Source organism: Emticicia sp. GW821-FHT11C11 (assembly GCF_058808615.1).
This window is the reverse complement of the sequence record NZ_JBXARV010000001.1, coordinates 1,782,703-1,806,806: the sequence shown is the minus strand read 5'-3', so window position 1 is coordinate 1,806,806 and position 24,104 is coordinate 1,782,703. Positions and strand designations below refer to the sequence as shown.

Below are 24,104 nucleotides of genomic sequence, written 5' to 3'. Positions count from 1 at the left end.
ACATTATTACTTTATAAATACCCTCTTATTAAATTATGCTTATTCAAACCTTCGAAGAATACCAAGCGGCCTATGAGGCCAGTGTGCAGGACCCTGAAGGATTCTGGGCTGAAATTGCAGCTAATAATTTTGAATGGAAAAAGCCCTGGAAAAAAGTACTGGACTGGAATTTCAAAGAACCGAAAATACAATGGTTTGTAGGTGGCAAGATGAATATTACCGAAAACTGCCTTGACCGCCATGTAAGAGATAAACCTCAGCAACCGGCTATCATCTGGGAACCCAACGACCCCAACGAAGATAGCATCACACTTACCTACCGGCAGTTGTTCGACCGCGTATGTAGTTTTGCTAATGTGCTAAAACGAAACGGCGTGCAAAAGGGCGACAGAGTATGTATCTATATGCCTATGATACCCGAGCTAGCCATTGCAGTGCTGGCTTGTGCTCGTATCGGCGCTATTCACTCGGTTGTGTTTGGAGGTTTCTCGGCTTCATCTATTGCTGACCGCATCAACGATTCACAATGTGTGGCTGTTATCACTACCGACGGAGCCGTTCGGGGGAATAAAGCCATACCTATGAAGGATACGGTGGACGATGCTCTGATTGGCTGTCCATCGGTAAAAAAAGTAATTGTGGCCACTCGTACCCGTACTCCTGTAAGTATGATTAAGGGCCGCGACGTATGGTGGGAAGAAGAGGTAAAATACGTAAATTCTGACTGCCCGGCTGAAGAAATGGACTCTGAAGACCCCTTGTTTATTCTCTATACTTCAGGCTCAACAGGTAAACCCAAAGGTGTGGTACATACCTGTGGAGGTTATATGGTGTATTCTGCCTATACATTTATGAATGTGTTTCAGTATAAACCGGGCATGGTTCATTTCTGTACTGCCGATATCGGCTGGATAACCGGACACTCGTACATTGTGTATGGCCCATTGGCCTGTGGTGCTATCTCTCTGATGTTTGAAGGTGTACCTACTTACCCTGATGCAGGTCGTATGTGGGACATTGTCGACAAGCACAGTGTAAATATTCTTTATACGGCTCCTACTGCCATCCGCTCGTTGATGGGATTTGGAATTGAATATGTAGAAGGAAAAGACCTGAGTTCTCTGAAAATACTCGGTTCAGTAGGTGAACCGATTAATGAAGAAGCGTGGCATTGGTACTCTAAAAATATTGGCAAAGATAAATGCCCTGTGGTAGATACCTGGTGGCAAACTGAAACGGGCGGTATTATGATATCGGCACTGGCGGGTATTACTCCATTGAAGCCGGCCTGGGCCTCATTGCCATTGCCGGGTGTGCAGATGATGCTGGTAGACGAAAACGGTAATGAGATTCTGGGAGGAAATGTGAGTGGTAACCTGTGCATCAAATTCCCATGGCCGTCTACTATTCGTACTACCTGGGGTGACCATGAGCGCTGTCGCACCAATTATTTTTCGGCATACCCTGACCTGTATTTTACAGGCGATGGCGCCATGCGTGATGAAAACGGATTTTACAGAATCACCGGCCGGGTAGACGATGTACTGAACGTATCAGGCCATAGAATAGGAACTGCAGAGGTTGAAAACGCCATCAATATGCACACGGGTGTGGTTGAGTCAGCAGTGGTAGGCTATCCGCACGACATCAAAGGACAAGGTATCTATGCCTATGTTATCTGCGAAAGTCACCTGAACGATCTGGAGCTGACCAGAAAAGATATTCTGGCTACGGTATCGCGTGTTATCGGTCCGATTGCCAAACCTGATAAAATTCAGTTTGTAAGCGGTTTGCCTAAAACGCGTTCTGGTAAAATTATGCGTCGTATTCTGCGCAAAATTGCAGAAGGAGAAACCTCAAATCTGGGTGATATCTCTACCCTGCTTGATCCAAGTGTGGTTCAGGAAATTAAGGAAGGTGCGCAAGGCTTGAAGTAATGCCGGGTCGTTTGGCAATTCCATTGTGGCAATTCCATTGGGAATGACTATTTTCTCAAACCTGACTATAGATTTATATCAAAAGAAGGTCGTCACGGCGTTGCGGTGACGACCTTCTTTAATCGAAAGACCCTTCCCCCATTACAAATATGGTTCTCGGCATTTTACGCTGTATAATTTCTCTTATCGCAGGTGCCTTTTTCCAACGTCTGGGGCAACGGTCGAATACACTTTTAGCTCGTTGATAAATAGCTGAATTGCTTTCATTCCAAGACATTATACTAGCTAAAACCTGAGCTGATTGATAAGAATCCGGGTATGCTTTCGCAAATTCAATACATACACTGTCTCTAAGAATTGATTCTTGTTTTTCCCTTTCCTCAGCATTTTTTGATAATAGGATAACTTTTTCTTCCGGCCTGCGGTATTCAGGATATTCCTGTATAACACTATTGCGCTTCATAGAAAAAGAAAAACTAAGCACTCGCCTGATTAACTCCTGGCGCTCTTCATTCAATCGAGAATTTTTCACTTCACTGGTGTATATCTGATCATCTGAATATATTGAGAATTCTGCAGGTTCAAGGATAAAAGAAAATCGATTATCTCCATCATATAATTCGTAGTTACTTTCGGATAGATATGCGTAAACCGGGTATTTGAGCTTATTAGAGAATCGAAATCTGCCTCCCTTAACCTGAGCAGAATCAAGAATTCTTTCCCCTGGCACATCATAGGATAAGTAAACCCAGGAACCTTCTTTAAGAGATTTTATCTCTCCATTTAGTCGAAACCGCTGAGCCTGAGCCGATAAGCTAAACAGTAGCAGAAAAAATATAAATGGCAGACGCATTGTATTAATTATCCGGATAAAATAGTAATTGTTGTCAGCTGGTAAATTAGGGAATAATCGATGACTAAAAGGCTTTTTACTTGATTCTTTCATTTGGCCGATTGTCAGATCTACCGCAATAGTAATCAAATTATTACTCGGTTTACAGCAATAATGATTAAGAAATCTTAAAGCCAATTAAATACTGAAAGATACCAAAATATAAATTATCTTCATTCTTCTGTCGAATACTCATACAAGCAGAAAAAACACGTGTAACAAACTTGTAATCAGACAGCCCATCTTTTAATACTTCAATCTACAAAAACACAATTTTATCCTATTCAATAAAAAAATATTACCAATTTATTTGTCATAACAATTAATTTTATTTTATTTGCATAACAATAATTGTTATAGCAAATATGCCTGTTTATCATAAACTCGGGAAAATACCTGCTAAGCGCCATATACAATTTGAAAAGCCGGATGGTGGAGGATTGTATTATGAGCAGTTATTCGGTACCATCGGTTTCGATGGCATGTCGTCTTTGATGTACCATATCCATCGGCCTACGCAGGTGATGCAGATGCTGGAGAGTAAAGACGTAAGTCCGCGTATAGCAAATACACATCAGTTGATGATGCGCAAGCTGATAGGTTTTAATGTGCAGGCCCGGGAAGATTATCTCGACAGCCGTGTACCATTGCTGGTAAACAAAGATTGCATCATAGGTCTGGCGGCTCCGCAAAAGTCATTACGGGATTATTTCTATAAAAATGCCGATTCTGACGAGCTGCTTTTTATTCATAAAGGTACCGGGACGCTACGTACACAGTTAGGTAATATCTCTTTTGAATACGGCGATTATCTGATTATTCCAAGAGGGATAATTTATCAGATCGATTTCGACACGACTGATAACCGCATTTTCTACGTAGAATCTCACGCACCAATCTATACACCTAAACGCTACCGCAATTATTTCGGGCAATTACTGGAACATTCCCCGTTTTGTGAGCGGGATTACAAATTACCTGAACAACTGGAAACACACGACGAAAAGGGAGAGTTTATCATCAAAATAAAAAAACAGAATCAACTTCATAGTCTGGTATATCAGTACCACCCTTTCGATGTAGTGGGTTTTGACGGTTACAATTATCCCTGGGGTTTTTCGATACATAACTTTGAGCCTATAACCGGGCGCATCCACCAACCCCCGCCCGTACACCAGACCTTCCAGACAGATGCCTTTGTGGTTTGTTCGTTTTGTCCGAGGTTGTATGATTATCATCCCAAAGCAGTTCCTGCTCCTTATAATCATTCAAACATTGATTCAGACGAGGTAATCTATTATGTAGATGGTGATTTCATGAGCCGGAATGACATAGCTCAGGGACATATCACGCTGCATCCCGGCGGTATTCCACATGGGCCGCATCCCGGTGCAATGGAGCGCAGTATCGGAAAAAAAGAAACCCAGGAGCTGGCCGTAATGGTAGATACCTTCAAGCCATTGACGCTAACGGAAGAAGCTCTAAAACTGGACGACGGGAAATATTTTCATAGCTGGATAGAATAAAACATCGCAATTATGCTTCATCAACAAAAAAATACAATCGACACAACAGGAAACACCGATTTCCTGCCTATTAACGGAACCGACTATCTGGAACTCTATGTAGGCAATTGCAAGCAGGCAGCACATTACTATCAGTCAGCTTTCGGGTTTCAGCCTTTGGCCTACGCGGGTCTTGAGACAGGCCTGAAAGACCGTGAAAGTTATGTAGTACAACAAGGCAAAATCCGTCTGGTGCTTACATCTCCCCTACATGGTGATACAGAAATTGGCCGGCATATTGACAAACACGGGGATGGCATAAAAGTAGTGGCACTATGGGTAGACGATGCCCGTGATGCTTACTATGAAACCATATCCCGCGGGGCTAAACCTTATATGGAACCCGTGGAAGAAAAAGATGCAGAGGGCACAGTTGTGCGTTCGGGTATACATACTTATGGCGATACTGTCCATATTTTCGTAGAGCGCAGCCGGTACAATGGGGTATTTCTGCCGAATTTCAGAACCTGGACACCCGACTATCATCCTACACCTGTCGGTTTAAAATTTGTAGACCACATGGTAGGTAATGTGGGCTGGAATGAAATGAATGAATGGGTTGACTTCTACGGCCGGGTGATGGGTTTCTCACAACTGGTGAGTTTTGATGACAAGGATATTTCGACAGACTATACGGCTTTAATGAGCAAGGTGATGTCGAACGGAAACGGTCGCATCAAGTTTCCAATCAACGAACCTGCCGAGGGCAAGAAAAAATCGCAGGTAGAAGAGTACCTTGATTTTTATGATGGCGCAGGTGTTCAGCACCTCGCAGTAGCGACAGACGATATCATTACAACAGTAACTCACCTGCGCGAGCGGGGCGTTGAGTTTCTGCGTGTGCCTGATAGTTATTATGAAGAACTGAAAGGCAGAATCGGAGATATTGACGAAGAAATAGAACAGTTAAAAGTGTTGGGTATTCTGGTAGATAGAGACGAGGAAGGCTATTTATTGCAAATCTTTACCAAACCTATTGAACCCAGACCCACTATGTTTTTTGAGATTATTCAGCGGAAAGGCGCCAAATCTTTCGGTAAAGGAAATTTCAAGGCCCTTTTCGAAGCCATTGAACGTGAACAGGTACTGAGAGGTACTTTGTGATAAATATTGAAGATTATGAATCAGTCATATTCATCCTATACGGCAGAAGACCATCAGATGTGGCGGCTATTGTTTGAAAGACAAACACAGAAATTACCGCAACTGGCAAGTAAGGATTATCTGGATGGCATTGAAAAAGCCGGCTTCGTAGCCGACCACATACCCGATTTTGAGCAGGAACTGACACCCCGGCTGCAGATATTGACCGGATGGTCGGTAATTGGTGTGCCCGGGCTGGTACCCATCAAAGAGTTTTTTGAACTGATGGCCGCCAGACAATTTCCTGCGTCTAACTGGTTAAGACGACCTGAGCAACTGGAATATCTTGAAGAACCGGATATGTTCCATGATACTTTCGGACATGTGCCTTTACTAACCAATCAGGCATTTTGCGATTTTCTGACCGAATTCAGTAAAATCTCTTTAAAATATATTGAAGACGAAACTGCCATAAAACTGATGCAGCGCTTATACTGGTATACCGTTGAGTTTGGATTGATAAAAGAAGATGGTCAGCTGAAAATCTATGGTGGAGGGATTTTGTCGTCGAGCGGAGAAAGCGAATACAGCCTGCATAGTGATGCACCCGAAAGAGTACCTTATAATATTGAAGAAATACTTGCTACAGAAGTAAAGATTGACGCGTATCAAAAGAAGTACTTCGTCATTGATTCGTATGAAGCGTTGTATACATCCTTACCCGAATTTGAAAAAGTTTTGGAGCAACAATTATTAGTATGTCAATAATTGAAGGTTTTTCCTACTTTTGTAAAATATTTTGTCGCTAAAATGTATGAATGCAGAATATTCTTTTAATCGATTCGAACCTGCATTCGGCGAAACCCGCGGATTACCAATCCGCGCTACGTACAAAAGGAAGACCTAAAATAAAAAATGACACATTCTGACCAACGTTCTTACTTCTTCAAAATTGATACAACCATTAAGCGCATCCGAAGCTTTATGCAAAAGGGACTTACGGACAATGGCATAGACCTGACGGTTGACCAATGGGTAGTGCTTGATCATATCATGCCTAAACCGGGCGTCAGTCAGAACGACCTCGCTGTAGATACTGCCAAAGATGCCCCGACCGTAACCCGGATATTGGACTTATTGGTTGAAAAAAAATTGGTAAGACGACAAATGGCAGATGAAGACAGAAGAAAGTTTAATATATATCTGACCGAAGAAGGTGAACAATTGCATGCCAGAGCATTGGAAGTAATTGGGGAAATCCGACGGAAATCGTGGGATGGACTGACGAACGCTGACTATGATGAGTTAGTGAGAATTATGAATACGATTCATAAAAACGTCAGTTAATTACCTTCCGACCTTAAATGTTTTGAAACCTGATGAATTCCTGGGTAGATATCTCCGCAAACTCTGATTTCTCTATTTATAATCTTCCCTTTGGTATATTCAGTGCCGGTAAAAATTCTCCGCGGGCAGGTGTGCGGATTGGTGATTACGTAATAGATCTGGAGCAAATGCGAAAATTGGGTATATTAGAAATACCCAGAAACACATGTAACCAACCCTACCTGAATGCCTTCATCAGCTTAGGTAAAAAGAAAACAAACGCTGTCAGGGTACAATTGCAGGATTGGCTCATCAACCCCGGGTCGCCTCTGAAAAAATACTTCAATCAGCTTTTTCACCCGATTGAATCGGTAAAAATGCACCTGCCTGTAAAAGTCGGTGACTATACCGATTTTTATTCCAGCCTTGAGCATGCCACCAATGTAGGCAAACTGTTCCGGCCGGATAACCCGCTGGTTGCCAACTGGAAACATATGCCGATTGCCTATCATGGCAGAGCCAGCTCAATTGTAGTTTCAGGTACTCCGATTACCCGACCCAAAGGGCAGATAAAACCTGTTGATAGCCCAATGCCGGTATTCTCCCCTACGCAAGAGCTTGATTTTGAAGTAGAAATAGGAGCTATTATCGGGAAAAACTCCGGTTTAGGTACAAACATTGACACGACAGAGGCCGAAAATTATATATTTGGTCTGGTACTTTTTAACGACTGGTCTGCACGGGATATCCAACGATGGGAATACCAACCCTTAGGCCCATTTCTCGGTAAAAATTTTGCTTCATCTATCTCACCCTGGATTGTTACGCTTGAAGCATTGGAACACTTCAGAGTCGATACCCCCGTGCAAGACCCTAAGCCTCTTTCCTACCTCCATTTTGAAGGTAAACGTAGCTTTGATATTGGCCTGGAAGTAACTCTGCAATCAGGTGATGGGAAATCGCATCTTATTTCCCGAACCAATTATAGCTCTTTATATTGGAATCTGGCACAGCAGGTGGCTCATCATACTATTAATGGTTGTAACCTGAAAGTGGGTGATCTGCTGGCTTCCGGAACTATCAGCGGACCAGATACGAGTAGTTATGGCTCTCTGTTGGAGCTGAGTGCAGGTGGTAAACAACCAATAGTACTGGAAGACGGACAGCAAAGGACTTTTCTGGAAAACGGCGATACGCTAACTATAAAAGGCAGTAGTATAAAAAATGGTATACGTGTTGGTTTTGGTGAAGTGAGTGGCAAAATACTTGCTGCTAACTGATTTTTTGCTTTATAAACTACTTTTGCCAATTTTGCAGCCAACCATAAATATTGAAACATGCTTACACTTGACCCAAAAGATTTAGAACCACGGGTATTTTACAGTTACCTGACAGGAACAGTCGCTCCTCGCCCCATTGCATTTGTAAGTAGTGTAGACAGCCAGGGGAATGTAAACCTGAGTCCGTTCAGTTTTTTTAATATTATGGGTATCAATCCACCCCTACTGGTATTTGCTCCTAACAACAGAAGCCGGGACAATTCAAAAAAAGACACCACTCTCAATATTAATGAAGTACACGAGGTAGTGATTAACATGATAGATTACCCCATGGTACAACAAATGTCTTTAGCCAGTGTGGAGTATCCGCGTGGAGTGGACGAATTTGTAAAGTCGGGTTTCACACCTGAGCCATCTGTGCTGGTAAAACCACCTCGCGTAAAGGAATCTCCTGCACAGTTTGAATGCAAAGTACTGGAAGTACGTGAAATAGGCACCATGAATCTGTATATATGCCAGATTCTGATGGCGCATATCTCTGAAAGTATCATTGGTGAAAACGGACGAATTGACCAGCGCAAAACCGACTGGGTAGCACGCCTGGGCGCAGATTGGTATGCCCGTGTAAATGAACCGGCGTTATTCGAGGTTGAAAAGCCCAACACCAAAATAGGAATAGGCTATGATGCCATACCCGAGCCCATCAGGCTTTCGAAAATCCTGACAGGCAATCATTTAGGACAATTGGGCAATATTGAAATACTTCCAACCGCGGAAGAAATACTGGAATACAGACAAACGCAAAAAATACAGCAGATACTCAATGAGTCTTTAAACGGTATTGCCTATCTTGATAATCTTTTGCACGACGAGGCTCAAAGGCTTTTAGCACAAAACAAAGTAAAAGAAGCCTGGCTGGTACTTTTACAGAATCAGGAAGACCTCTTTTAATAATTATCTTTCAGACCACGAAATCATTGTTTATTACCTCCTCCAAACATCTTAAACAAGCCGACAATTATCAGAACAATTACAATCAGCACTACTATTACTCCTGCGTTGAAACCTGTTTTAAATATACCGACGATGGCATCGCATGAAGAGACAAACAGAATAAAACAAATGCCCAATAGATAGTTAATCAGTTTCATAATTGATAAAAGTTTTTAGTGAATTATATCCTCTAATCACTAAAAAACTATGCCAGTTAACGTATACACCTTTGCAGAAATATTAAGGAGTGGGTCTCCACCGGAACGACTGCGAATCAACAGCGCGCATGGTACACAAAACACCATTCAGGTGGTCATATTCATGCTGCAGTAGTTCCGATATGGCTCCTTCTGCATGCCAGCTTTGTTCATGCCAGTTTTCATCCAGATATTTCATCACCAATGATTGATGGCGATTTACCCGTACAAGCAGGTTCGGAAAACTCATGCAATCATCCCATAGTTCAAACATTTCCTCACTCATATTCTCAAGAACCGGATTTATAATTATCACCGGTCGGTCAATATTCACGTATATCAGGCGCTTCATAATACCCAGCTGCGGGGCTGCAATACCACGTCCAAATTGATACTTCGCCCGTATTTCTTCCATCACATTGTGCAAATCTTTTACCCATTCTCTCACAAGCGGCAGTTCTTCTCGTTTTACAGGTTCGCATATTTCATACAGCCGGGGGTCACCCAACAAAACCATATCTTCTAAGTGTTTCATTTTAATGGATGGGTATTACGTTTATTATCTGAATTTTCTTATATTCAACTTTGCTTAAGTAGCTTCACATGATTTTAACAAATATTAACGAACCGGTGCAAACAAAAAAAAGTTTGGTTTCGTTAAAATTTGTGCAACAAATGTTTTACCTATGAAACGACTAATATATCTGCTGATTTTTACCCTTTTCGCTGTGGAAAGTTTTGGCCAGATTGTTACTCAATTGCCTGAAATTGATAACCAAAGCAGTTACGAAACTGATATTACTAAAGTTGAACTGCGGAACGAATTTACAATTATCCATTTCAGATACAAATACAGCAGGCGAAGAAGTCAGAACTTTAATTTTCCGCTTCCTTATCAAAGGCGGCAGCCTCTTCAGCAATCTACAACTATTTCTATAAATCCGGATAGTTATCTAAGTAGTAATGGCAAGCGCTTTAAATATATCAGGGCAAGCGGTATTGTAGAACTACCAGATGCACAACCTGTAATACCCGGCGAGATTTATACATTTAAAGTTTACTACGAAAGGCTCGACCCCGGTATTGAGCTTTTTAACCTGATTGAAGGCAAAAACTCCCCGGAACAAAAACTGCAATTCTGGAATTTTACTGGTATACATATCAGGAATCCGTTGAGGAAAACCGCTGTGCCATCGGGCGAGACAGTTTCTTTAATCATCAATGGGCGATTGATTGATGCCCGAACTCAAAAAACTATAGGGGGAAAAGTTGTTTATACCGTTGATAGCGACTCAAAGAAAACAGGCTATAGAGTTGTACAGCCTAATGGTGGTTTCTCATTTACATTAAAACCTGATGTGTATACTTTCAAGGCAACAGCGGAAGGATATGAGCCGGCTGAGACAAATATGGATTTATCGAAGCTAAAAAAAGGACAACAATTTCCTCAGGATATTTATCTGAATCCGGCTGTAAAGACAACTCCATTGAGTGCCGAAACCAAACCGGCACCGCCCAAAACTGAAATAACGCCGGTAGAACCACCCGTGATCACCACTCCGAAAATTGAACCGCCAAGAGAAGAATCGGCCCCTGTAAAAGTTGAAGAAAACAAATTCAGGCTAGACAAAGTGTATTTCAATACAGGCGAATCAGGCATTCTGGCTGAATCGCATGCGCAGTTGAACGGTTTATTGAAGATGATGAAAGACAGCCCAACCATGACTATCGTAATTGAAGGGCATACTGATAATATAGGTGATCCGGCACAAAATAAACGCTTGTCGTTTGAGCGGGCCTTCAAAATACGGGAATATCTGATTAGCAAAGGTATTGTCGGGAAACGCATCCGGTTTAAAGGCTATGGTGACACTAAACCGATTGCAGATAACAGTACTGAAGAAGGCAGACAACAGAACCGACGGGTAGAGTTTGTAATAGTGAACCCTTAATATCAAAACCTGATATTCTCTATGATATCTGAGGCTATCATAGCTGTGGTTCCTTTCAGTTTGGCAGCGAGGTCTCCTGCCAAACCGTGTTCATAAACACCGAGGATAGCGGCTTCCTGCGGAGAATAACCTTGCGCCAGCAAGGCCAGAATCACACCGGTAAGCACATCTCCACTACCGCCTTTGGCCATTCCGGCATTTCCGGTTGAGTTAAAGTGAATCTTACCATCAGGCAGAGCTACTGCAGTAAAAGCTCCTTTCAGACACACTATGCATTGGTGTTTTATGGCAAAATCAGAAAGTATATCTAGTTTTTCATAGTCATCCACCCATTGTTTTCCTATCAGCCTTTGAAACTCTTTCGGGTGTGGTGTCAGCACGGCATCTTTGGGTATCATTGCCAATCTTGTGCTTTTTGCTGCAATGATATTAAGTGCATCTGCATCAATTACAACGGGCACTTTTATATTTTCAAGAAGGGCATCAACCATTGCTGCGGTTAATGGTTTTGTGCCGATACCACAACCAATACCAATAGCCTGATAATTGTTTAGAGGAGGAAGTTCTTCCAGAAATTCTTCATTTACAGCCGGCAGACACATTGCTTCAGGAATAGCCGTCTGTAGAATTTCATACCCACATTTGGGTGTATAAACGGTTACCTTACCTACGCCAGACCGCAAGCAGGCCCTTGTAGAGAGAACAGCCGCGCCGATCATTCCGTAGCTTCCGGCTATCATCAGCGCATGCCCGAAATTACCCTTATTTGCAAATCTGCTTCTTGGTTTTATTAGAGCTATGGCAGCGGAGGCGTCAGTATACTCAAATCTTGAAGAAATACTTTGAATGAAGTCTTCATGCAAACCTATGTTTATGACAGACCAATCACCAACAAAGCCGGCGTTCTGCGGAAGAAAAAAAGCTAATTTAGGCGTTTGAAAAGTAATGGTATGCGCCGCTTGTACAATTACATCAGCTGCATCATTCAGTGTATCGGCATATAGACCAGAAGGGATATCTACCGCTACTACTTCTGCTTTGCTATGATTCAGGCTTTCTACTACATTTTTTATCAGGCCTTCCAATGGCCTCGATAAACCGGCTCCAAGCAGTGCGTCAATATATAAATAACCGGAATTAAACGCCGGAATTTCGTCTGCAGTTTTAATTGATTGAACAGAAATTTTATTAACAAGCCTGTTCAGATTCGTACGGAAATTATCTGTTTGCTTAGGAGAATAATCGAATACAAAAACTTCAATTTCGTATCCTAAGGTATAGAGTATGCAGGCAATTGCCAGGCCGTCACCTCCATTATCCCCCAGTCCGCACAGCACATGCACTTTCTTATAAGAAAACGGGAATCGCTGTATGAAATGACTGACAAACATACGGGCAGCCCGCTCCATTAGGTCTATCGATGCAATCGGCTCATGTGCAATAGTATATTGATCCGCTTCTTTTATCTCAGACACATAATGGCCATCATTCTTCAGTTTTCTTGTTAATAGAATTTTCATCAGCTTTGTTTTTTACAAAATACGGAAAAAACATAATGAACTTCTATACAAACAGCACATAAGAATTAAACTTCCGAGAAAAGGTTTTGTTCAACACTAGACCAACTCCAATTCGAGAGAAGACGTCTGCAATTCAGCAAGAGATTCGCTCAACGCTGCCTTTCGTTCTATTATAAAATCCTCATACATAATCATCATGACATCTTCCTCATAATTCTCAAACTGTTCAGGGTTTTCAATGCCATTCATGTTATTTGAAATGAATTGAAAGAAGTCGACCCCTGCCCCAAATGCATGAGGATAAGCCCCTCCGAATCTCGGATTAATCTCTGATAGATAGTACTGTCCATTTATATAAAACAAGTCCATATCCAAAGGCCCGCAAAACTCAAATTTACTGAGCACTTCTTTGACAAACTCAATCAGTTTTTTGTCTTTAAATGAAACCGTCTTAATAGCCCCACCTATTCTCGATTCCAGTTTTTTCTTTGAAAACATGGCTACTGGTCTGTTGCTGATACAATCTACATATACATCAACGTCGAGGTCATCGCCAATCATCATTTCCTGAATGATGTATTCAAAGTGGCCATTTTTCAGCGCTTCCTTCAGCTCGTTCATGTCGTATATCTTAGCAGATCCAACCCCTCCGCTACCCTTTCTTGGCTTAATAAAAACCGGAAACGAAATTTCTCCTGCTGCAAAGCCGTCTTCAAAACTCTCCAGACTATCATAGGTCAGTATTGTAGGGATATTGTGCTTTCTCAAGTGCTCAAACATTTTGAATTTATCAAAACATATTTCGGCTGTTTCTTTCGACGGAAACAACGGTAAAATTCCGTTTTCGATAAATTTCGCACTATCTCTGGCCAAAATTTCAATCTCAGGATCAATTAGTGTAGTGATGGCTGTTACTCCTTCCGAAACACAAAGGTTTATGAGGTAATCAATGTAGCCGGCATCTTTTATACTTGGAGCTAAAAAATGCTTGTCGGCTGCGAATAATCCGGGAGCAAACGGGTTATTATCTGTAGCAAGAATTCTGACGTCTTCCTGCGACGCCTTGAGGTCCTTTAATAGACGGACTCTCCTGCCTATACAGCAGAATAAAATGGTGTTCATGTTTAGTGCAGTTAGCTTATAATCACTCTGGGATAGCAAGTTCGACAGGTTAGTACATTTCTACTAAGCAAAAAAAATAACTATCAAAAATAGGTATTTGATACTACTTGTGTCTATAGGTCAATACTTATTATAAGTGTTAAAAAATAAAAACTACTTCAAGATAGCGTACAAAACTTAAATAAAAAATTAAAATTAGTTTGTGTCAATAGTTGTAGTTTTCCGATTCCTGTAACTCCATGTTTTACAAAGTATTACTATAATCTTTATTCTTTTTTGTGCAACTATACCTTTCAAAATTAATTGGATTCAGACAGTCTGACCGGTTATTCTATATAGATAAGCCTGTCGCATTTAGCATGCATTATTCCGGGCTTATAATCAATATACTTCTCAATATCATTATTCCCTTTCATCCATTCCAAGTATATAGCTGGTGTATTTACGCCTGCCTGATGAGAAAAAGGATAACCGCCACCAAATCTGGGATTTAATTCCAGTACGTAGTATTCACCATTACGTTCAAAAACATCACAATCCAGATTTCCGATGTGTTTAAGGTGTTCTCCAATTGTTTTACCAATAGTCAGAAGGTCTTGATTGACTACCGATACTGCTTTATCGGTTACTCCCGAACGCATCGCGAGCTTTTTTCTGGCAAAGGTTCCGACATAATTGCCATTGAAATCGTTGAGAACATCCATTCCATACTCTACTCCATCGATTTTTTCCTGAATCAGAATCGCATTCTCCATATCATTTTTGCTTACTGTCGCCAAAATGGTTCTGTTTAACTTCATCAGCAGAAGTTTATAAGTAAGTTCAAGTTCTTCTATATTTTCTACAAAACTCACGCCAATGGATCCGCTTCCCCATCTTGGCTTAATAACTAATGGAAAGTTTAGGGCACCTGCGTTGATTGCTTTTTTTGCTTCTGCTAAATCTATATAAGTATCAGGAGATTTAAGACCTGCCTTTTTAAGTAACTTTACTGTTTCCCATTTATCAAAAGTCTGATCAATTATTACCTGGTCAGAAACTACTACCCGTGCACCAAGGTGTTCTATGGCTCCTTTTGCAGCAGATAAAATAGGCAGTTCTAAATCATTCAGTGGAATAATAGCATCAATAGCATTTTGCTTCACAATATTTAATAAAGTGGGAATATACAAGTCATCATAAATCAAAGGCATCTGTATGGCCTTATCTGCCTCTGCTAAGGCTGGTGCTGTAATTTGATTATCCACTGCCCAGATGCTTCCCTCACCCTTTAGCGCTTGCCTGAAATAATTAATGAGGTAGTTGCGTCTGCCAACACAGGTAAATAATAAATTCATATGATTAAATTAAAAAATTAAACACCCCACCCGTATGCCAGAATAAGATGTTGCTTCCAATATTGTTGTGTTTTATATAATGTTGCATTCCATAGAATGCTTTGCCAGTATAACAAGTATCAAGTGTAAAGCCATACTCCCGGATTGAATTATCAGAAATCCTTTTCAATTCGTCATTGTACTTTTCATACCCTCCGCATAAATAATCATCTAAAACTATCACTTCCCTTTCCGTGCATTCGATTTGGTAATGCACGCATAGTTTCCTGTATGACTCATTCACAATTCTGGTTGCCCGCTTTGATGGTCTGGCAACCGAGATGCCAACCACTTTCGTATTTTTAAAACCGAATTTATCTAACCCTGCCAGAATTCCGGACTGTGTAGAGCCAGTACCTGAAGCATGAAAAATGTAATCCGGCTGCCAATCATTTTCATCACAATAATCCTTCAACTCTTCAATGGCATCTATATATGCTTTTCCACCCTCAAGTGTGTGCCCTCCTCCCCATATATAATAGGGTGAAAAACCTTCTTTTTGATACTGACTCATCGCAAAATCCATCTGCGGGCCAATTTCTTGTGGGTTGTTTACAAATACAATAGCTGCACCCGAGAGCCGCATTATTTTTGCATTACCCGATTGCTCGTAAAATGCACTTTTGTTACCAGATAAAACCAGTGTACATTTCATTTTATGCTTGGCAGCAAAAATTGCAACAGTACGGCAGTGATTAGAATGAATACCACCAGTAGCAACCAGGGCATTCGCCTTCTGAGAGAAGATAGCATGGGCGATGGAGTCCATTTTCCGAGCCTTGTTACCACCGCCTAAAAAGGGATAAAGATCGTCTCTGAATATCTTTATATTTGACGTTATATCTTGAACAAAACTAAATTTCATCTTGCAGGTATTCTTTCCATGCTGCAGCTTCCCACTCTTTTCTTAATAGCCCGTAAATCCTTTTATCTATAAATCTACCATTCTTAGCCTTATGCTCTCTCAGTATTCCTTCCAGAATAAATCCTGCCTTTTCATACATTGTATAGGCAGCAATATTATCATCATTGGTATACAGATAAACCTTATTCAAATTGAGTACAGAAAAGGCATAATTATACATCCATCTGGATATCACTTTACCAAAACCTCTACCATGCAACTCAGGATTAACCATTATGTAAAATTCTGCATTCCGATTTATTTCTATAATATTAGTAAACCCACCCATTCCCACAATTGTATTGGCTTCATCTAAAAAAGTAAAGTCAAGTCTTTTATTACTATTTAAATTGTTTTTATACCAGGCTATCGTACTTTCTACACTTATAGGTAAATCAAAAAACATATTCAAATGGATAGATTCACAATTAATCCAATCTACCCTTGTTTCTATATGTTCGCGGCTAAACCGTCTGGAGATTATTTTCATTTTCTCTTTTTTTATCAAGCGACTGCGAAAACTGTCCGGGAACGACTACAATATCTTTTCTCGTAGCCACATTCTTAACTGTTTTTGCCAAAATCTTTAAATCATTGACAGGCGATAAATTTTCAACATATTGGGCATCAAATTCTAATCTTTCATCCCAATCAAGCATATTTCTTCCATTAACCTGGGCGTATCCAGTGATTCCCGGACGAACCGTATGTCTTAATTTTTCTCTGTCCGTATAAAACGTTAAATATTGTTCTAATAACGGCCTGGGGCCAATTAGGCTCATGTCTCCTTTTAAAACATTAATTAACTGAGGCAATTCGTCCAGTGATGTCTTTCGGATAAACAGTCCCACGCTGGTCATTCTTTGGGCATCAGGTAAGAGATTCCCCTCCTCATCACGATTATCATTCATAGACTTGAACTTAATAATCGAAAAAATCCTCTCACCTTTTCCGGGTCTTCTCTGGACAAAAAAAGGCGTTCCTCTATTCGCGACCAATAACCAAATGGTTATAATAATAAATAATGGACTAAATATTAATAAAGCTGTAAGCGCTATTATTAAGTCAAAAAAGCGTTTAAAAAAAAGTCTATACATTTTACATAAACAATTACTTATGCCCGGTCAGCAACATAAGTTTAATACATAAGGGTAGGTTTTTAATTGTATATCTAAAAAAGGACACCTCAATTCTTTATAAAATTAGGCAAAAAAAAATACAACTGCATGCAGCTAGGCAGAAATCAAAAATAAAAAAACTGAATAGTGCTTTCGCCACTTTTTCAATATCAATGCATAGAAGAAATCAACAAAGCAGAATAAAAACAATTGAAGGCTAAAATTGAATCATAAATAGTACCTTCATCACGGTCTTCAAAGATTGTATATCTGCGTATAAAGCGGCACGTTTTTCAAACCTCTCAAAGTTATCTGCGTCATGGTGATATCCGGGTTATCGTTTCCTTCTACAATTGCAGGTCCTTCGTCAGTATATGCTATGTCCCAGCCAATGACATCATGCTCCGGAAACACTTTGGCTGCGTCTATCACCAGTTGAATCACCTTATCAGGGTATGGTAATCCAGCACCTTCAAAAACAAAACCAGTAGTAGGGTGTTTAAAATAAGACAAACCTCCGCTCTTTGGCAATTTATAAGCTACTTTATCTAATTTATTATTTTCAATGTCATAGTTTAAAAATACACCTCCTGACGAACCATTATCTACATATGAATTACCGGTACCCATCCTGAAAAAGCAACTCGGAATAACTATTTTTCCGTCAATATTTACTGATATAATTCTTAATGTGTTAATACTATGCGGGTTAATTTTATCCAAATCCTTATGCTGAACAAAACCCTTTTCAATTATATATTCCAGACCAGGTACTAATCCTGAAATATCGAAATTACTTTTTTTATCATATTTAAAAATACCTTTCCCACCGTTAGAGTCTACGGGCTTAATGAATACCTGCTTATGCATATCCACCCATTCCATCAGTTTCGATTTTACGAGTGCCATTTCTTTTAATGCCACTGAATTTCCATCAGAGTCAGTCAGTACATCTGACTTAATCATGCCCAAATACAAGGCTATCGGAAGCTTATTATCTTGCATGACTATCCGGAGGATATTCTTATTGTTCAAAACGGGATGCTTCCCATTTTTACGGTGATGCCCATAAATTATATTCAATAAGGTCTTCCTGTTGAAGTAATTTCTGACATCTCCCGCATCTTTTTTGTACATCATACAAGAGATATAATGAACCAGATCTCTATAAGAATTCTCTTTTTTCAGAATTCTTAAATCCGAAAGCATTTCCTTAATCGTCTTTTTGTCTTTGTCCAGTATAAAATTCATGTAAAATCTAAGGACAGATTTTACGGAGACCTCAATTGAGTCCATGTTGTGTCTTTAACTTTGAAATGATATATCTTCGTTTTCCTGATGCCTCCAGTGGAATACTATCTACTTTTATGATATTAATAGTAGCATCCTTTCCGAAAATTTGCTTTAGATCTTCGGTCAATTTCTGTAAATAAAAAACATGCTTGCTTACATCATAATAAACAATCTTCAAATTAAAAACTGTAAGTGTTTCTTGTATAAATTGAAATTGAGCAATACCATCAAATTCCCACATTAAATTAGTGATTACAAACGGAGATAGTACTTTGCCATCACAGTTAAGTAAAAAATCTGTTTTCCGGCCAATTATCTCGGTTAATACTCTTTTACCATTTGTAGCAAACTTATATGTTCCGACATCACCGGTATCATATCTGATCATAGGTATAGCTTTATTAAATAAGTCCGTTATCACAATCCGGGCTGTTTCTCCTTCCTCGGCGGCATCGGTTGACTCAAGCTTCAAAAACTCAAAGTAATAACTCCCTTCGTTTAACCGGAAATAATCTTCGCCAGTAATTGGTTGCTGTGCCAAAACCCCGTTCTCCTGGTTAGAGTATCTTGACATGACAGGACAATTAAAAGTATCCAGCATTTTTTTCTTGGTTTCCTTAATCAGTTCTTCAGCTCCTGTAAAAATGGCTTTAATGTTCCAATTATATTCGCCCGGTTCAATATGTTGCAACAGGCTGGTGAACGACGAAGCATACGCTAACACCACTTTGGGCTTGGTATCTTTTATGAGTGTATTTACAAATGTTTGCGCTCCTTCAACATCCAGATTAGCTGTATCAAACATCTTCAGATTTTCTTTTATCTGCGCTCTTTTCGATTTTCGGTTTAATTTATTCCAGACCCTCATAGAATAAAGCCTGTCTCCTAAATCGTATCCCCCAATTTTATAAAAAAACAATAGGTCGGCCTGGTTCCTTCTTACCTTATCCTGATTCTGATATACTCTAAAGGGTATACCATTCGACCCGCTTGTCATCATTGTCTTCAACGAGTTTTTTTCAGTAAAAAACTCTTTTGAAAACACTGAATCTATATTCTCAACTATTTGCTGCTTAGTTATAACCGGAAATGATTGTAAGTGCTCGGGAGAGCAGTTTCTATAATAGGAAGTATTATTAATTGCGTAGTGTAGAATATCGGATAGTCGTTGCTCTTGTATTTTTAGCGTAGCAGATTTGTCGTAAAAGGCATTCTTAATTTCCTTGTAGTGTTTTCTAACCGGTGAACCTTTGAGAAAATCTAATGTCCAAAAAATGTAATATCGTATGTTCTTCAAATCAACAACAGTCTTTAAAGATTCTTACTTTCTAATGCCTTATTGTATTCCTTTAATAACTCATTCCAGACAAATTTTCTCTCATATTTTTCGGCAATATGCTTCCTGCTGTTAAATGCCATGCTGTTCCGTATTTCCGGGCTTTGGTAAAGATATAGCATTTTCTCGTATAGTGCTTCAAGGTCTTTTTTGGTAATAATAATTCCGTTAATACCGTTTTTAATGATCTCATTGCTACCATTAATGTTAGTGACTATACTTGGTAAGCCCATTGCACCGGCTTCTAACACAACATTAGGGAAACCCTCCCGGTAACTCGGCAAAGCCAAACAGTCTGATATTGCATAGTATAAACGAACGTCTTTCTGACTGCCTGTTGTAATTATACCTGCATTGTTTTCAATCTCATGCAAGGTTGTGGGTAATAGAGGATCCAAATGTTGTTCGTACTTGCCCACTAGCAGCAGCTTTACATTATCATTAAGGCCGCTATTTGCTTTCGACTGCAATCTTTTGAATGCCTCTACTAATTCATTGATTCCTTTATCCTTGACCAAGCGGCCGACGAATACAAATACAAAATCATTTGGTCTAATACCTAACGATTCTCTGAGTTGCTGTTTTTGCTCTGCAGAAACCGAATCGGGATTAAAATATTCAAGATCGACCCCATTTACATTTCCATTTCCTAAAACTTTCAGGGGTTTAGTAGTAACCTTATAATGCAGCAGGTCTTTTTTCACCCCTTCTCCTTCCGGATAAACATGAGTTGCCGCCCAACAAAGTAACCAGTCCATTTTTATTAACAGTTGCTGCATCGGGCCGGTTTTAGTAGGGAAGACGAGACCAGTAAAAGTATGCATACGTATTGGCACTCTAGCCATTTTACCAGCTAACATGGTTAACAAACCTGCTTTAGGGGTAATAGAGTGTACTATTACCGGTTTTTCTTCTTTAAAAAAGCGATATAATCTTACAAGAGAAATTAAGTCTTTGAAAGGAGATATATGCCTTTGCATTTCAACAGAAGATATCCGTATTCCTTCTCTCTCTCTTAAATCATTTAAAGACTCTCCTTCCCCCGATACCCCTATTATATTATAATATTGGTTTAAAAAGGCCAATTGCCCCTTTAACAATCCATTTAGAGAGCTGGGGACTGTACTAGTTCTTATAATTTTCTTTCTTGAGGTTACCATAAAGTAATATCACGTTCGATTCTATCTTCTTTCGGTTCAATTCAACATTGTGTTTCTCAGAATAAGAAACCCCATTGGAAATCCGTATTACGCCAGAAGGTGTATTCTTCTTATTGAAGTTATTAAGATTAAGGCCTATGAATCCGTTCGAAAACTGATCATAAAAATCCTCAAGCTCTATTTTAACAGAATCTGCATATTGCCTTGTATCTGAATTAAACGAAGTTAAATTAATATTAAACGCAGCATTTCTATTATTGTATGAATACAAATTCTTGAATTTAACATTTTCTATGTGTTCACCAAATAAGCTAGGCTCCACATCAACCCCACATTCCGGAAGGGTTCCATGAGTATTGCTTAACAAAACATTAAATATATTTGCATTAATTGCTGAGGTAATTGATATCGCATTTCTTCTGGCCTTATCAATCCAGATATTTTTTACAGTAATATTCTTTGAGACGCCATTATTTTCTGATCCGATAAAAATACCGTCACCCCAGGTGTCATAGATATGACAATTCTCTATATGTACATCGGTAGAATTAAGAATGCATATCCCGGCACTCCATTCACCTTTCTGATCAGGCAACTGTCTTCCGCCCTGAATCTTCGCATTATAGATTTTCACATTAGAGACATCATAAATTTTAATAATGTCATTTAACTTCGTTAAGGCTATCCCTGTATAAACAATTAATGTATTTTTATCAAAGTATATACTTCTGTTGGAAGGAATCCTCAACCCTTGTTTTGAAATTTCTATCTTGGTATCAGGCAATAATACCGACTCATATTTATTGATAATCGCCTGTAAGTAATTTGTTACATCTACCTGCCGGCTTATTTCCTTTTTAGAGATACGGTAGGTGCCATGAGGCAGCTTATACCTGGTATTAGGTTTATAATAATTATAAGCGATACTTTCCGGCACCACTTTCACTTCAAATATTCGTGGCTTTTGCACAAATAAACTCAGCAAAATAAAAAGAAGACTATTCAATATAACTTTCATAAGATAAGCGCTCGTTAAAAATGACCTTATTTCTTTTGTTTACAAGAGTCTGCTCTTTATTGAATAGATTAAACACTCTATAGATAAATTCCACAATTGTATTTTTTATAAAGAACCTTCTCCAGAAATAATTATGCTGATATTTCTCTTCTATTCTCTTTTTACCCCGGCCCGACATGGAATATTTTCTGTAATATCCATTGCCAACTTCTCTGTAGAAAAATAATGGCTGGGTGATTATCACAAAATTAGATTTAGAAGCAGTTCTATACCAAAGTTCAGAATCCGCTATCCGGCCGGTTTTTACATCATAAGGATTATTTCTGAACCATTCAGTTTTACCAGTTACAGTTGGGTGAATAAACGACTTGACTTTTTTTAAGTATGCTTTCTCTTTATAATTACTTCTGGCTCCAATTACCCGATTATGCTCATCGACAGTAAATGCGTTAGTCCCTAAAACATCGATTTCTGGATGTGTCTTTAAAACTTCAATCTGCCTCTGCAAACGCTCCGGGTGCATAATGTCATCAGAATCCATCCTGGCATAATATGGAGTGTTACACCACTCTACCAGTTGATTCAAGCGTGTTTCCAACCCAAGATTCTTTTCCGAAATATAAGTAATCCGATCATCCGGTAAGAATTCTTTTATGATACTGTCACTATTATCAACCGATCCATCGTTAACCACAATCAAATGCCAGTTTTTATATGTCTGATTAATAATTGATTGTATTGCCAGTCTAATATACTTTTCATCATTATAAACCGGCAACCCAATTGTTACTAAACATTGGGAGTCTATACTAAATTTTTGTTCCACGGAAACTATAATATTATTTGAATACTTCTTATCACCCAAAACGCTTAGCCATAGTTTTGAAAAAACAGGAATATGCCTACCAGCATAATAACGGTCATTATCGCTATTTTATAGGGGAATCTTAGAGAAAAAATAGGACTCAATAAAAAAGGTATAACTATCCAGGATATTACCCCCCATCTGTCCGAGTAAGGTATCTGGAATGTCACAAAAAAGAATGAACTCATTAATATATAATACATCAGAAAGAAACGGTATACTTCAGTTTCTTGTAATTTTCTGAATACAAAAGTCGCTATTACTAAGAAGAAAGTATTAAAAATAACAAAATTGGGTCTGAAACCTATTTCGTATTCTGTATCTTCTGCATCCAGATATGCCCCACGCCTATCGTCCATCAAAATCTGACCAACTATACCTAATTGTAAAATACTGATTTCAAGCCTTGCAATAAAAATTGCACCAAAGTATATTACATAGAAATAGAGTAAATTGAATTTTCGGAACCCGGCAACAAATAGAAAAATAAAAGCCGGCACTATAGAAGTAAAGTGAAATCCTACGGAAATAATAAGAGGGAGAATCCAGGACCGTTTTCCTCCTACTTTTAAACAATAATTTGTTATACCCAACATGAGAAAGCCCAATGAAACGGCTTGCCTTATTACATTAATACTTAAGCTAATGAAAAAGAAAAAACTAACAAATGAGAAAAAAACAAGAAACCAATTAGATTGAAAAAAATTTGAAACTCTCCTTAGGGAAATAGTAATAGGAACTAAAAAAGCTACTGCCATAAATAGGAAAAATATTCTCGCATCTGAACTTATCGCATTTAACAATCCTAACACAACTGGTACCAGGAAGTCTGTACCATAATCCATTTTTCCAAAATTAGTATATTGCCATAAATAGATGGGTGTGTCTGTTCCAATACTGTAATCTCTTGTACCAAAAAAATAAATAAAGAACCCTATCATGCAAATCGTAACTATAAAAGGCTCCTTAACTAATCGCTTTTTGCTTAAATCCATTATTAAGGCATTAAGCACCGCAAATAAGATTAGAAACGCATATACTGCATAGAACTTAATCTGAAAATCTATCATACTATAGAATAGGAATCTTATGTGTAAAACACGATTTATTCCGGGCTTATTTTGGTTTTACTTTTATACAATCAAAATTAACTATTTTTTTAATAAC

At 39.1% G+C, this 24,104-nt stretch carries 23 protein-coding genes; 8 read left to right on the top strand and 15 right to left on the bottom strand.

What is annotated here, in order from left to right; translation table 11 throughout:
- Positions 1-35: 35 nt before the first annotated feature.
- Positions 36-1,937 carry an acetate--CoA ligase gene (acs, locus tag AC1RRY_RS07710; protein ID WP_492816777.1) on the top strand — a complete coding sequence of 634 codons (1,902 nt, stop codon included), beginning with the start codon at positions 36-38 and terminating at the stop codon, positions 1,935-1,937.
- Positions 1,938-2,055: 118 nt separating this feature from the next.
- Here acs and AC1RRY_RS07705 read toward each other — a convergent pair whose 3' ends face one another.
- Positions 2,056-2,919, bottom strand: coding sequence for a DUF4369 domain-containing protein (locus AC1RRY_RS07705; protein ID WP_492816779.1), 864 nt, complete (start codon positions 2,917-2,919; stop codon positions 2,056-2,058).
- 275 nt (positions 2,920-3,194) lie between these two features.
- Here AC1RRY_RS07705 and AC1RRY_RS07700 point away from each other — a divergent pair, with 275 nt between their 5' ends.
- From AC1RRY_RS07700 to AC1RRY_RS07675, 6 genes are all read left to right on the top strand, one after another.
- On the top strand, positions 3,195-4,355 hold the full coding sequence (locus AC1RRY_RS07700) for a homogentisate 1,2-dioxygenase (protein ID WP_492816781.1): 1,161 nt from the start codon (positions 3,195-3,197) through the stop codon (positions 4,353-4,355).
- A gap of 12 nt (positions 4,356-4,367) precedes the next feature.
- Positions 4,368-5,498, top strand: a complete 1,131-nt coding sequence (gene hppD / locus AC1RRY_RS07695; RefSeq protein WP_492816783.1) for a 4-hydroxyphenylpyruvate dioxygenase — start codon at positions 4,368-4,370, stop codon at positions 5,496-5,498.
- A 15-nt stretch (positions 5,499-5,513) separates the two neighbouring features.
- Positions 5,514-6,245, top strand: coding sequence for a phenylalanine 4-monooxygenase (gene phhA, locus AC1RRY_RS07690; RefSeq protein WP_492816785.1), 732 nt, complete (start codon positions 5,514-5,516; stop codon positions 6,243-6,245).
- 147 nt (positions 6,246-6,392) lie between these two features.
- Complete coding sequence (locus tag AC1RRY_RS07685; RefSeq protein WP_492816787.1) at positions 6,393-6,824, top strand: MarR family winged helix-turn-helix transcriptional regulator; 432 nt, start codon at positions 6,393-6,395, stop codon at positions 6,822-6,824.
- Between the two features lie 32 nt (positions 6,825-6,856).
- Positions 6,857-8,083, top strand: a complete 1,227-nt coding sequence (gene fahA / locus AC1RRY_RS07680) for a fumarylacetoacetase (RefSeq protein WP_492816789.1) — start codon at positions 6,857-6,859, stop codon at positions 8,081-8,083.
- A 57-nt stretch (positions 8,084-8,140) separates the two neighbouring features.
- Positions 8,141-9,034 carry a flavin reductase family protein gene (locus tag AC1RRY_RS07675; protein WP_492816791.1) on the top strand — a complete coding sequence of 298 codons (894 nt, stop codon included), beginning with the start codon at positions 8,141-8,143 and terminating at the stop codon, positions 9,032-9,034.
- A gap of 23 nt (positions 9,035-9,057) precedes the next feature.
- Here the strand turns inward: AC1RRY_RS07675 and AC1RRY_RS07670 are convergent, their stop codons facing one another.
- On the bottom strand, positions 9,058-9,234 hold the full coding sequence (locus AC1RRY_RS07670; RefSeq protein ID WP_492816793.1) for a hypothetical protein: 177 nt from the start codon (positions 9,232-9,234) through the stop codon (positions 9,058-9,060).
- A gap of 82 nt (positions 9,235-9,316) precedes the next feature.
- A complete protein-coding gene (locus AC1RRY_RS07665; protein ID WP_492816795.1) occupies positions 9,317-9,808 on the bottom strand; it encodes a peptide deformylase in 492 nt (163 codons plus the stop codon).
- A gap of 151 nt (positions 9,809-9,959) precedes the next feature.
- Here AC1RRY_RS07665 and AC1RRY_RS07660 point away from each other — a divergent pair, with 151 nt between their 5' ends.
- Entirely contained in the window at positions 9,960-11,225 is a 1,266-nt protein-coding gene (locus tag AC1RRY_RS07660; protein ID WP_492816797.1) for an OmpA family protein, read from the top strand.
- Between the two features lie 2 nt (positions 11,226-11,227).
- Here AC1RRY_RS07660 and AC1RRY_RS07655 read toward each other — a convergent pair whose 3' ends face one another.
- The 12 genes from AC1RRY_RS07655 to AC1RRY_RS07600 form a co-directional block, all read right to left on the bottom strand.
- Complete coding sequence (locus tag AC1RRY_RS07655) at positions 11,228-12,745, bottom strand: NAD(P)H-hydrate dehydratase (protein ID WP_492816799.1); 1,518 nt, start codon at positions 12,743-12,745, stop codon at positions 11,228-11,230.
- A 96-nt stretch (positions 12,746-12,841) separates the two neighbouring features.
- A complete protein-coding gene (locus tag AC1RRY_RS07650) occupies positions 12,842-13,867 on the bottom strand; it encodes an ATP-grasp domain-containing protein (protein ID WP_492816801.1) in 1,026 nt (341 codons plus the stop codon).
- 326 nt (positions 13,868-14,193) lie between these two features.
- A complete protein-coding gene (locus AC1RRY_RS07645; RefSeq protein ID WP_492816803.1) occupies positions 14,194-15,204 on the bottom strand; it encodes an ATP-grasp domain-containing protein in 1,011 nt (336 codons plus the stop codon).
- 4 nt (positions 15,205-15,208) lie between these two features.
- The gene (locus tag AC1RRY_RS07640; protein WP_492816805.1) at positions 15,209-16,108 is read right to left on the bottom strand and encodes a 1-aminocyclopropane-1-carboxylate deaminase/D-cysteine desulfhydrase; all 900 of its coding nucleotides are present in this window, start codon (positions 16,106-16,108) and stop codon (positions 15,209-15,211) included.
- Complete coding sequence (locus tag AC1RRY_RS07635; protein ID WP_492816807.1) at positions 16,098-16,637, bottom strand: GNAT family N-acetyltransferase; 540 nt, start codon at positions 16,635-16,637, stop codon at positions 16,098-16,100. Before AC1RRY_RS07635 ends, AC1RRY_RS07640 begins: the two co-directional genes overlap by 11 nt.
- Complete coding sequence (locus tag AC1RRY_RS07630; protein ID WP_492816809.1) at positions 16,612-17,244, bottom strand: sugar transferase; 633 nt, start codon at positions 17,242-17,244, stop codon at positions 16,612-16,614. Before AC1RRY_RS07630 ends, AC1RRY_RS07635 begins: the two co-directional genes overlap by 26 nt.
- Positions 17,245-17,520: 276 nt before the next feature.
- Positions 17,521-18,516 (bottom strand): sugar-transfer associated ATP-grasp domain-containing protein, encoded by a 996-nt coding sequence (locus tag AC1RRY_RS07625; protein WP_492816811.1) that lies wholly within the window; start codon positions 18,514-18,516, stop codon positions 17,521-17,523.
- Between the two features lie 31 nt (positions 18,517-18,547).
- Positions 18,548-19,558: a phenylacetate--CoA ligase family protein gene (locus AC1RRY_RS07620; RefSeq protein ID WP_492816813.1), complete on the bottom strand. Its 1,011-nt coding sequence runs from the start codon at positions 19,556-19,558 to the stop codon at positions 18,548-18,550.
- Positions 19,559-19,869: 311 nt separating this feature from the next.
- Complete coding sequence (locus AC1RRY_RS07615; protein ID WP_492816815.1) at positions 19,870-21,054, bottom strand: glycosyltransferase family 4 protein; 1,185 nt, start codon at positions 21,052-21,054, stop codon at positions 19,870-19,872.
- Positions 21,020-22,072: a right-handed parallel beta-helix repeat-containing protein gene (locus tag AC1RRY_RS07610; protein ID WP_492816817.1), complete on the bottom strand. Its 1,053-nt coding sequence runs from the start codon at positions 22,070-22,072 to the stop codon at positions 21,020-21,022. The genes AC1RRY_RS07615 and AC1RRY_RS07610 overlap by 35 nt, the downstream gene beginning before the upstream one ends.
- Positions 22,053-22,898: a glycosyltransferase family 2 protein gene (locus AC1RRY_RS07605; protein ID WP_492816819.1), complete on the bottom strand. Its 846-nt coding sequence runs from the start codon at positions 22,896-22,898 to the stop codon at positions 22,053-22,055. Before AC1RRY_RS07605 ends, AC1RRY_RS07610 begins: the two co-directional genes overlap by 20 nt.
- 44 nt (positions 22,899-22,942) lie before the next feature.
- Positions 22,943-24,007: an EpsG family protein gene (locus tag AC1RRY_RS07600; protein ID WP_492816821.1), complete on the bottom strand. Its 1,065-nt coding sequence runs from the start codon at positions 24,005-24,007 to the stop codon at positions 22,943-22,945.
- Positions 24,008-24,104 lie beyond the last annotated feature (97 nt).

What these genes read in the sequence shown, in the direction of transcription:
- acs (WP_492816777.1), top strand. Translation starts at nt 36, where the DNA reads ATGCTTATTCAAACCTTCGAAGAATACCAAGCGGCCTATGAGGCCAGT.
- AC1RRY_RS07700 (WP_492816781.1), top strand. Translation starts at nt 3,195, where the DNA reads ATGCCTGTTTATCATAAACTCGGGAAAATACCTGCTAAGCGCCATATA.
- hppD (WP_492816783.1), top strand. Translation starts at nt 4,368, where the DNA reads ATGCTTCATCAACAAAAAAATACAATCGACACAACAGGAAACACCGAT.
- phhA (WP_492816785.1), top strand. Translation starts at nt 5,514, where the DNA reads ATGAATCAGTCATATTCATCCTATACGGCAGAAGACCATCAGATGTGG.
- AC1RRY_RS07685 (WP_492816787.1), top strand. Translation starts at nt 6,393, where the DNA reads ATGACACATTCTGACCAACGTTCTTACTTCTTCAAAATTGATACAACC.
- fahA (WP_492816789.1), top strand. Translation starts at nt 6,857, where the DNA reads ATGAATTCCTGGGTAGATATCTCCGCAAACTCTGATTTCTCTATTTAT.
- AC1RRY_RS07675 (WP_492816791.1), top strand. Translation starts at nt 8,141, where the DNA reads ATGCTTACACTTGACCCAAAAGATTTAGAACCACGGGTATTTTACAGT.
- AC1RRY_RS07670 (WP_492816793.1), bottom strand. Translation starts at nt 9,234, where the DNA reads ATGAAACTGATTAACTATCTATTGGGCATTTGTTTTATTCTGTTTGTC.
- AC1RRY_RS07665 (WP_492816795.1), bottom strand. Translation starts at nt 9,808, where the DNA reads ATGAAACACTTAGAAGATATGGTTTTGTTGGGTGACCCCCGGCTGTAT.
- AC1RRY_RS07660 (WP_492816797.1), top strand. Translation starts at nt 9,960, where the DNA reads ATGAAACGACTAATATATCTGCTGATTTTTACCCTTTTCGCTGTGGAA.
- AC1RRY_RS07655 (WP_492816799.1), bottom strand. Translation starts at nt 12,745, where the DNA reads ATGAAAATTCTATTAACAAGAAAACTGAAGAATGATGGCCATTATGTG.
- AC1RRY_RS07650 (WP_492816801.1), bottom strand. Translation starts at nt 13,867, where the DNA reads ATGAACACCATTTTATTCTGCTGTATAGGCAGGAGAGTCCGTCTATTA.
- AC1RRY_RS07645 (WP_492816803.1), bottom strand. Translation starts at nt 15,204, where the DNA reads ATGAATTTATTATTTACCTGTGTTGGCAGACGCAACTACCTCATTAAT.
- AC1RRY_RS07640 (WP_492816805.1), bottom strand. Translation starts at nt 16,108, where the DNA reads ATGAAATTTAGTTTTGTTCAAGATATAACGTCAAATATAAAGATATTC.
- AC1RRY_RS07635 (WP_492816807.1), bottom strand. Translation starts at nt 16,637, where the DNA reads ATGAAAATAATCTCCAGACGGTTTAGCCGCGAACATATAGAAACAAGG.
- AC1RRY_RS07630 (WP_492816809.1), bottom strand. Translation starts at nt 17,244, where the DNA reads ATGTATAGACTTTTTTTTAAACGCTTTTTTGACTTAATAATAGCGCTT.
- AC1RRY_RS07625 (WP_492816811.1), bottom strand. Translation starts at nt 18,516, where the DNA reads ATGAATTTTATACTGGACAAAGACAAAAAGACGATTAAGGAAATGCTT.
- AC1RRY_RS07620 (WP_492816813.1), bottom strand. Translation starts at nt 19,558, where the DNA reads ATGATGACAAGCGGGTCGAATGGTATACCCTTTAGAGTATATCAGAAT.
- AC1RRY_RS07615 (WP_492816815.1), bottom strand. Translation starts at nt 21,054, where the DNA reads ATGGTAACCTCAAGAAAGAAAATTATAAGAACTAGTACAGTCCCCAGC.
- AC1RRY_RS07610 (WP_492816817.1), bottom strand. Translation starts at nt 22,072, where the DNA reads ATGAAAGTTATATTGAATAGTCTTCTTTTTATTTTGCTGAGTTTATTT.
- AC1RRY_RS07600 (WP_492816821.1), bottom strand. Translation starts at nt 24,007, where the DNA reads ATGATAGATTTTCAGATTAAGTTCTATGCAGTATATGCGTTTCTAATC.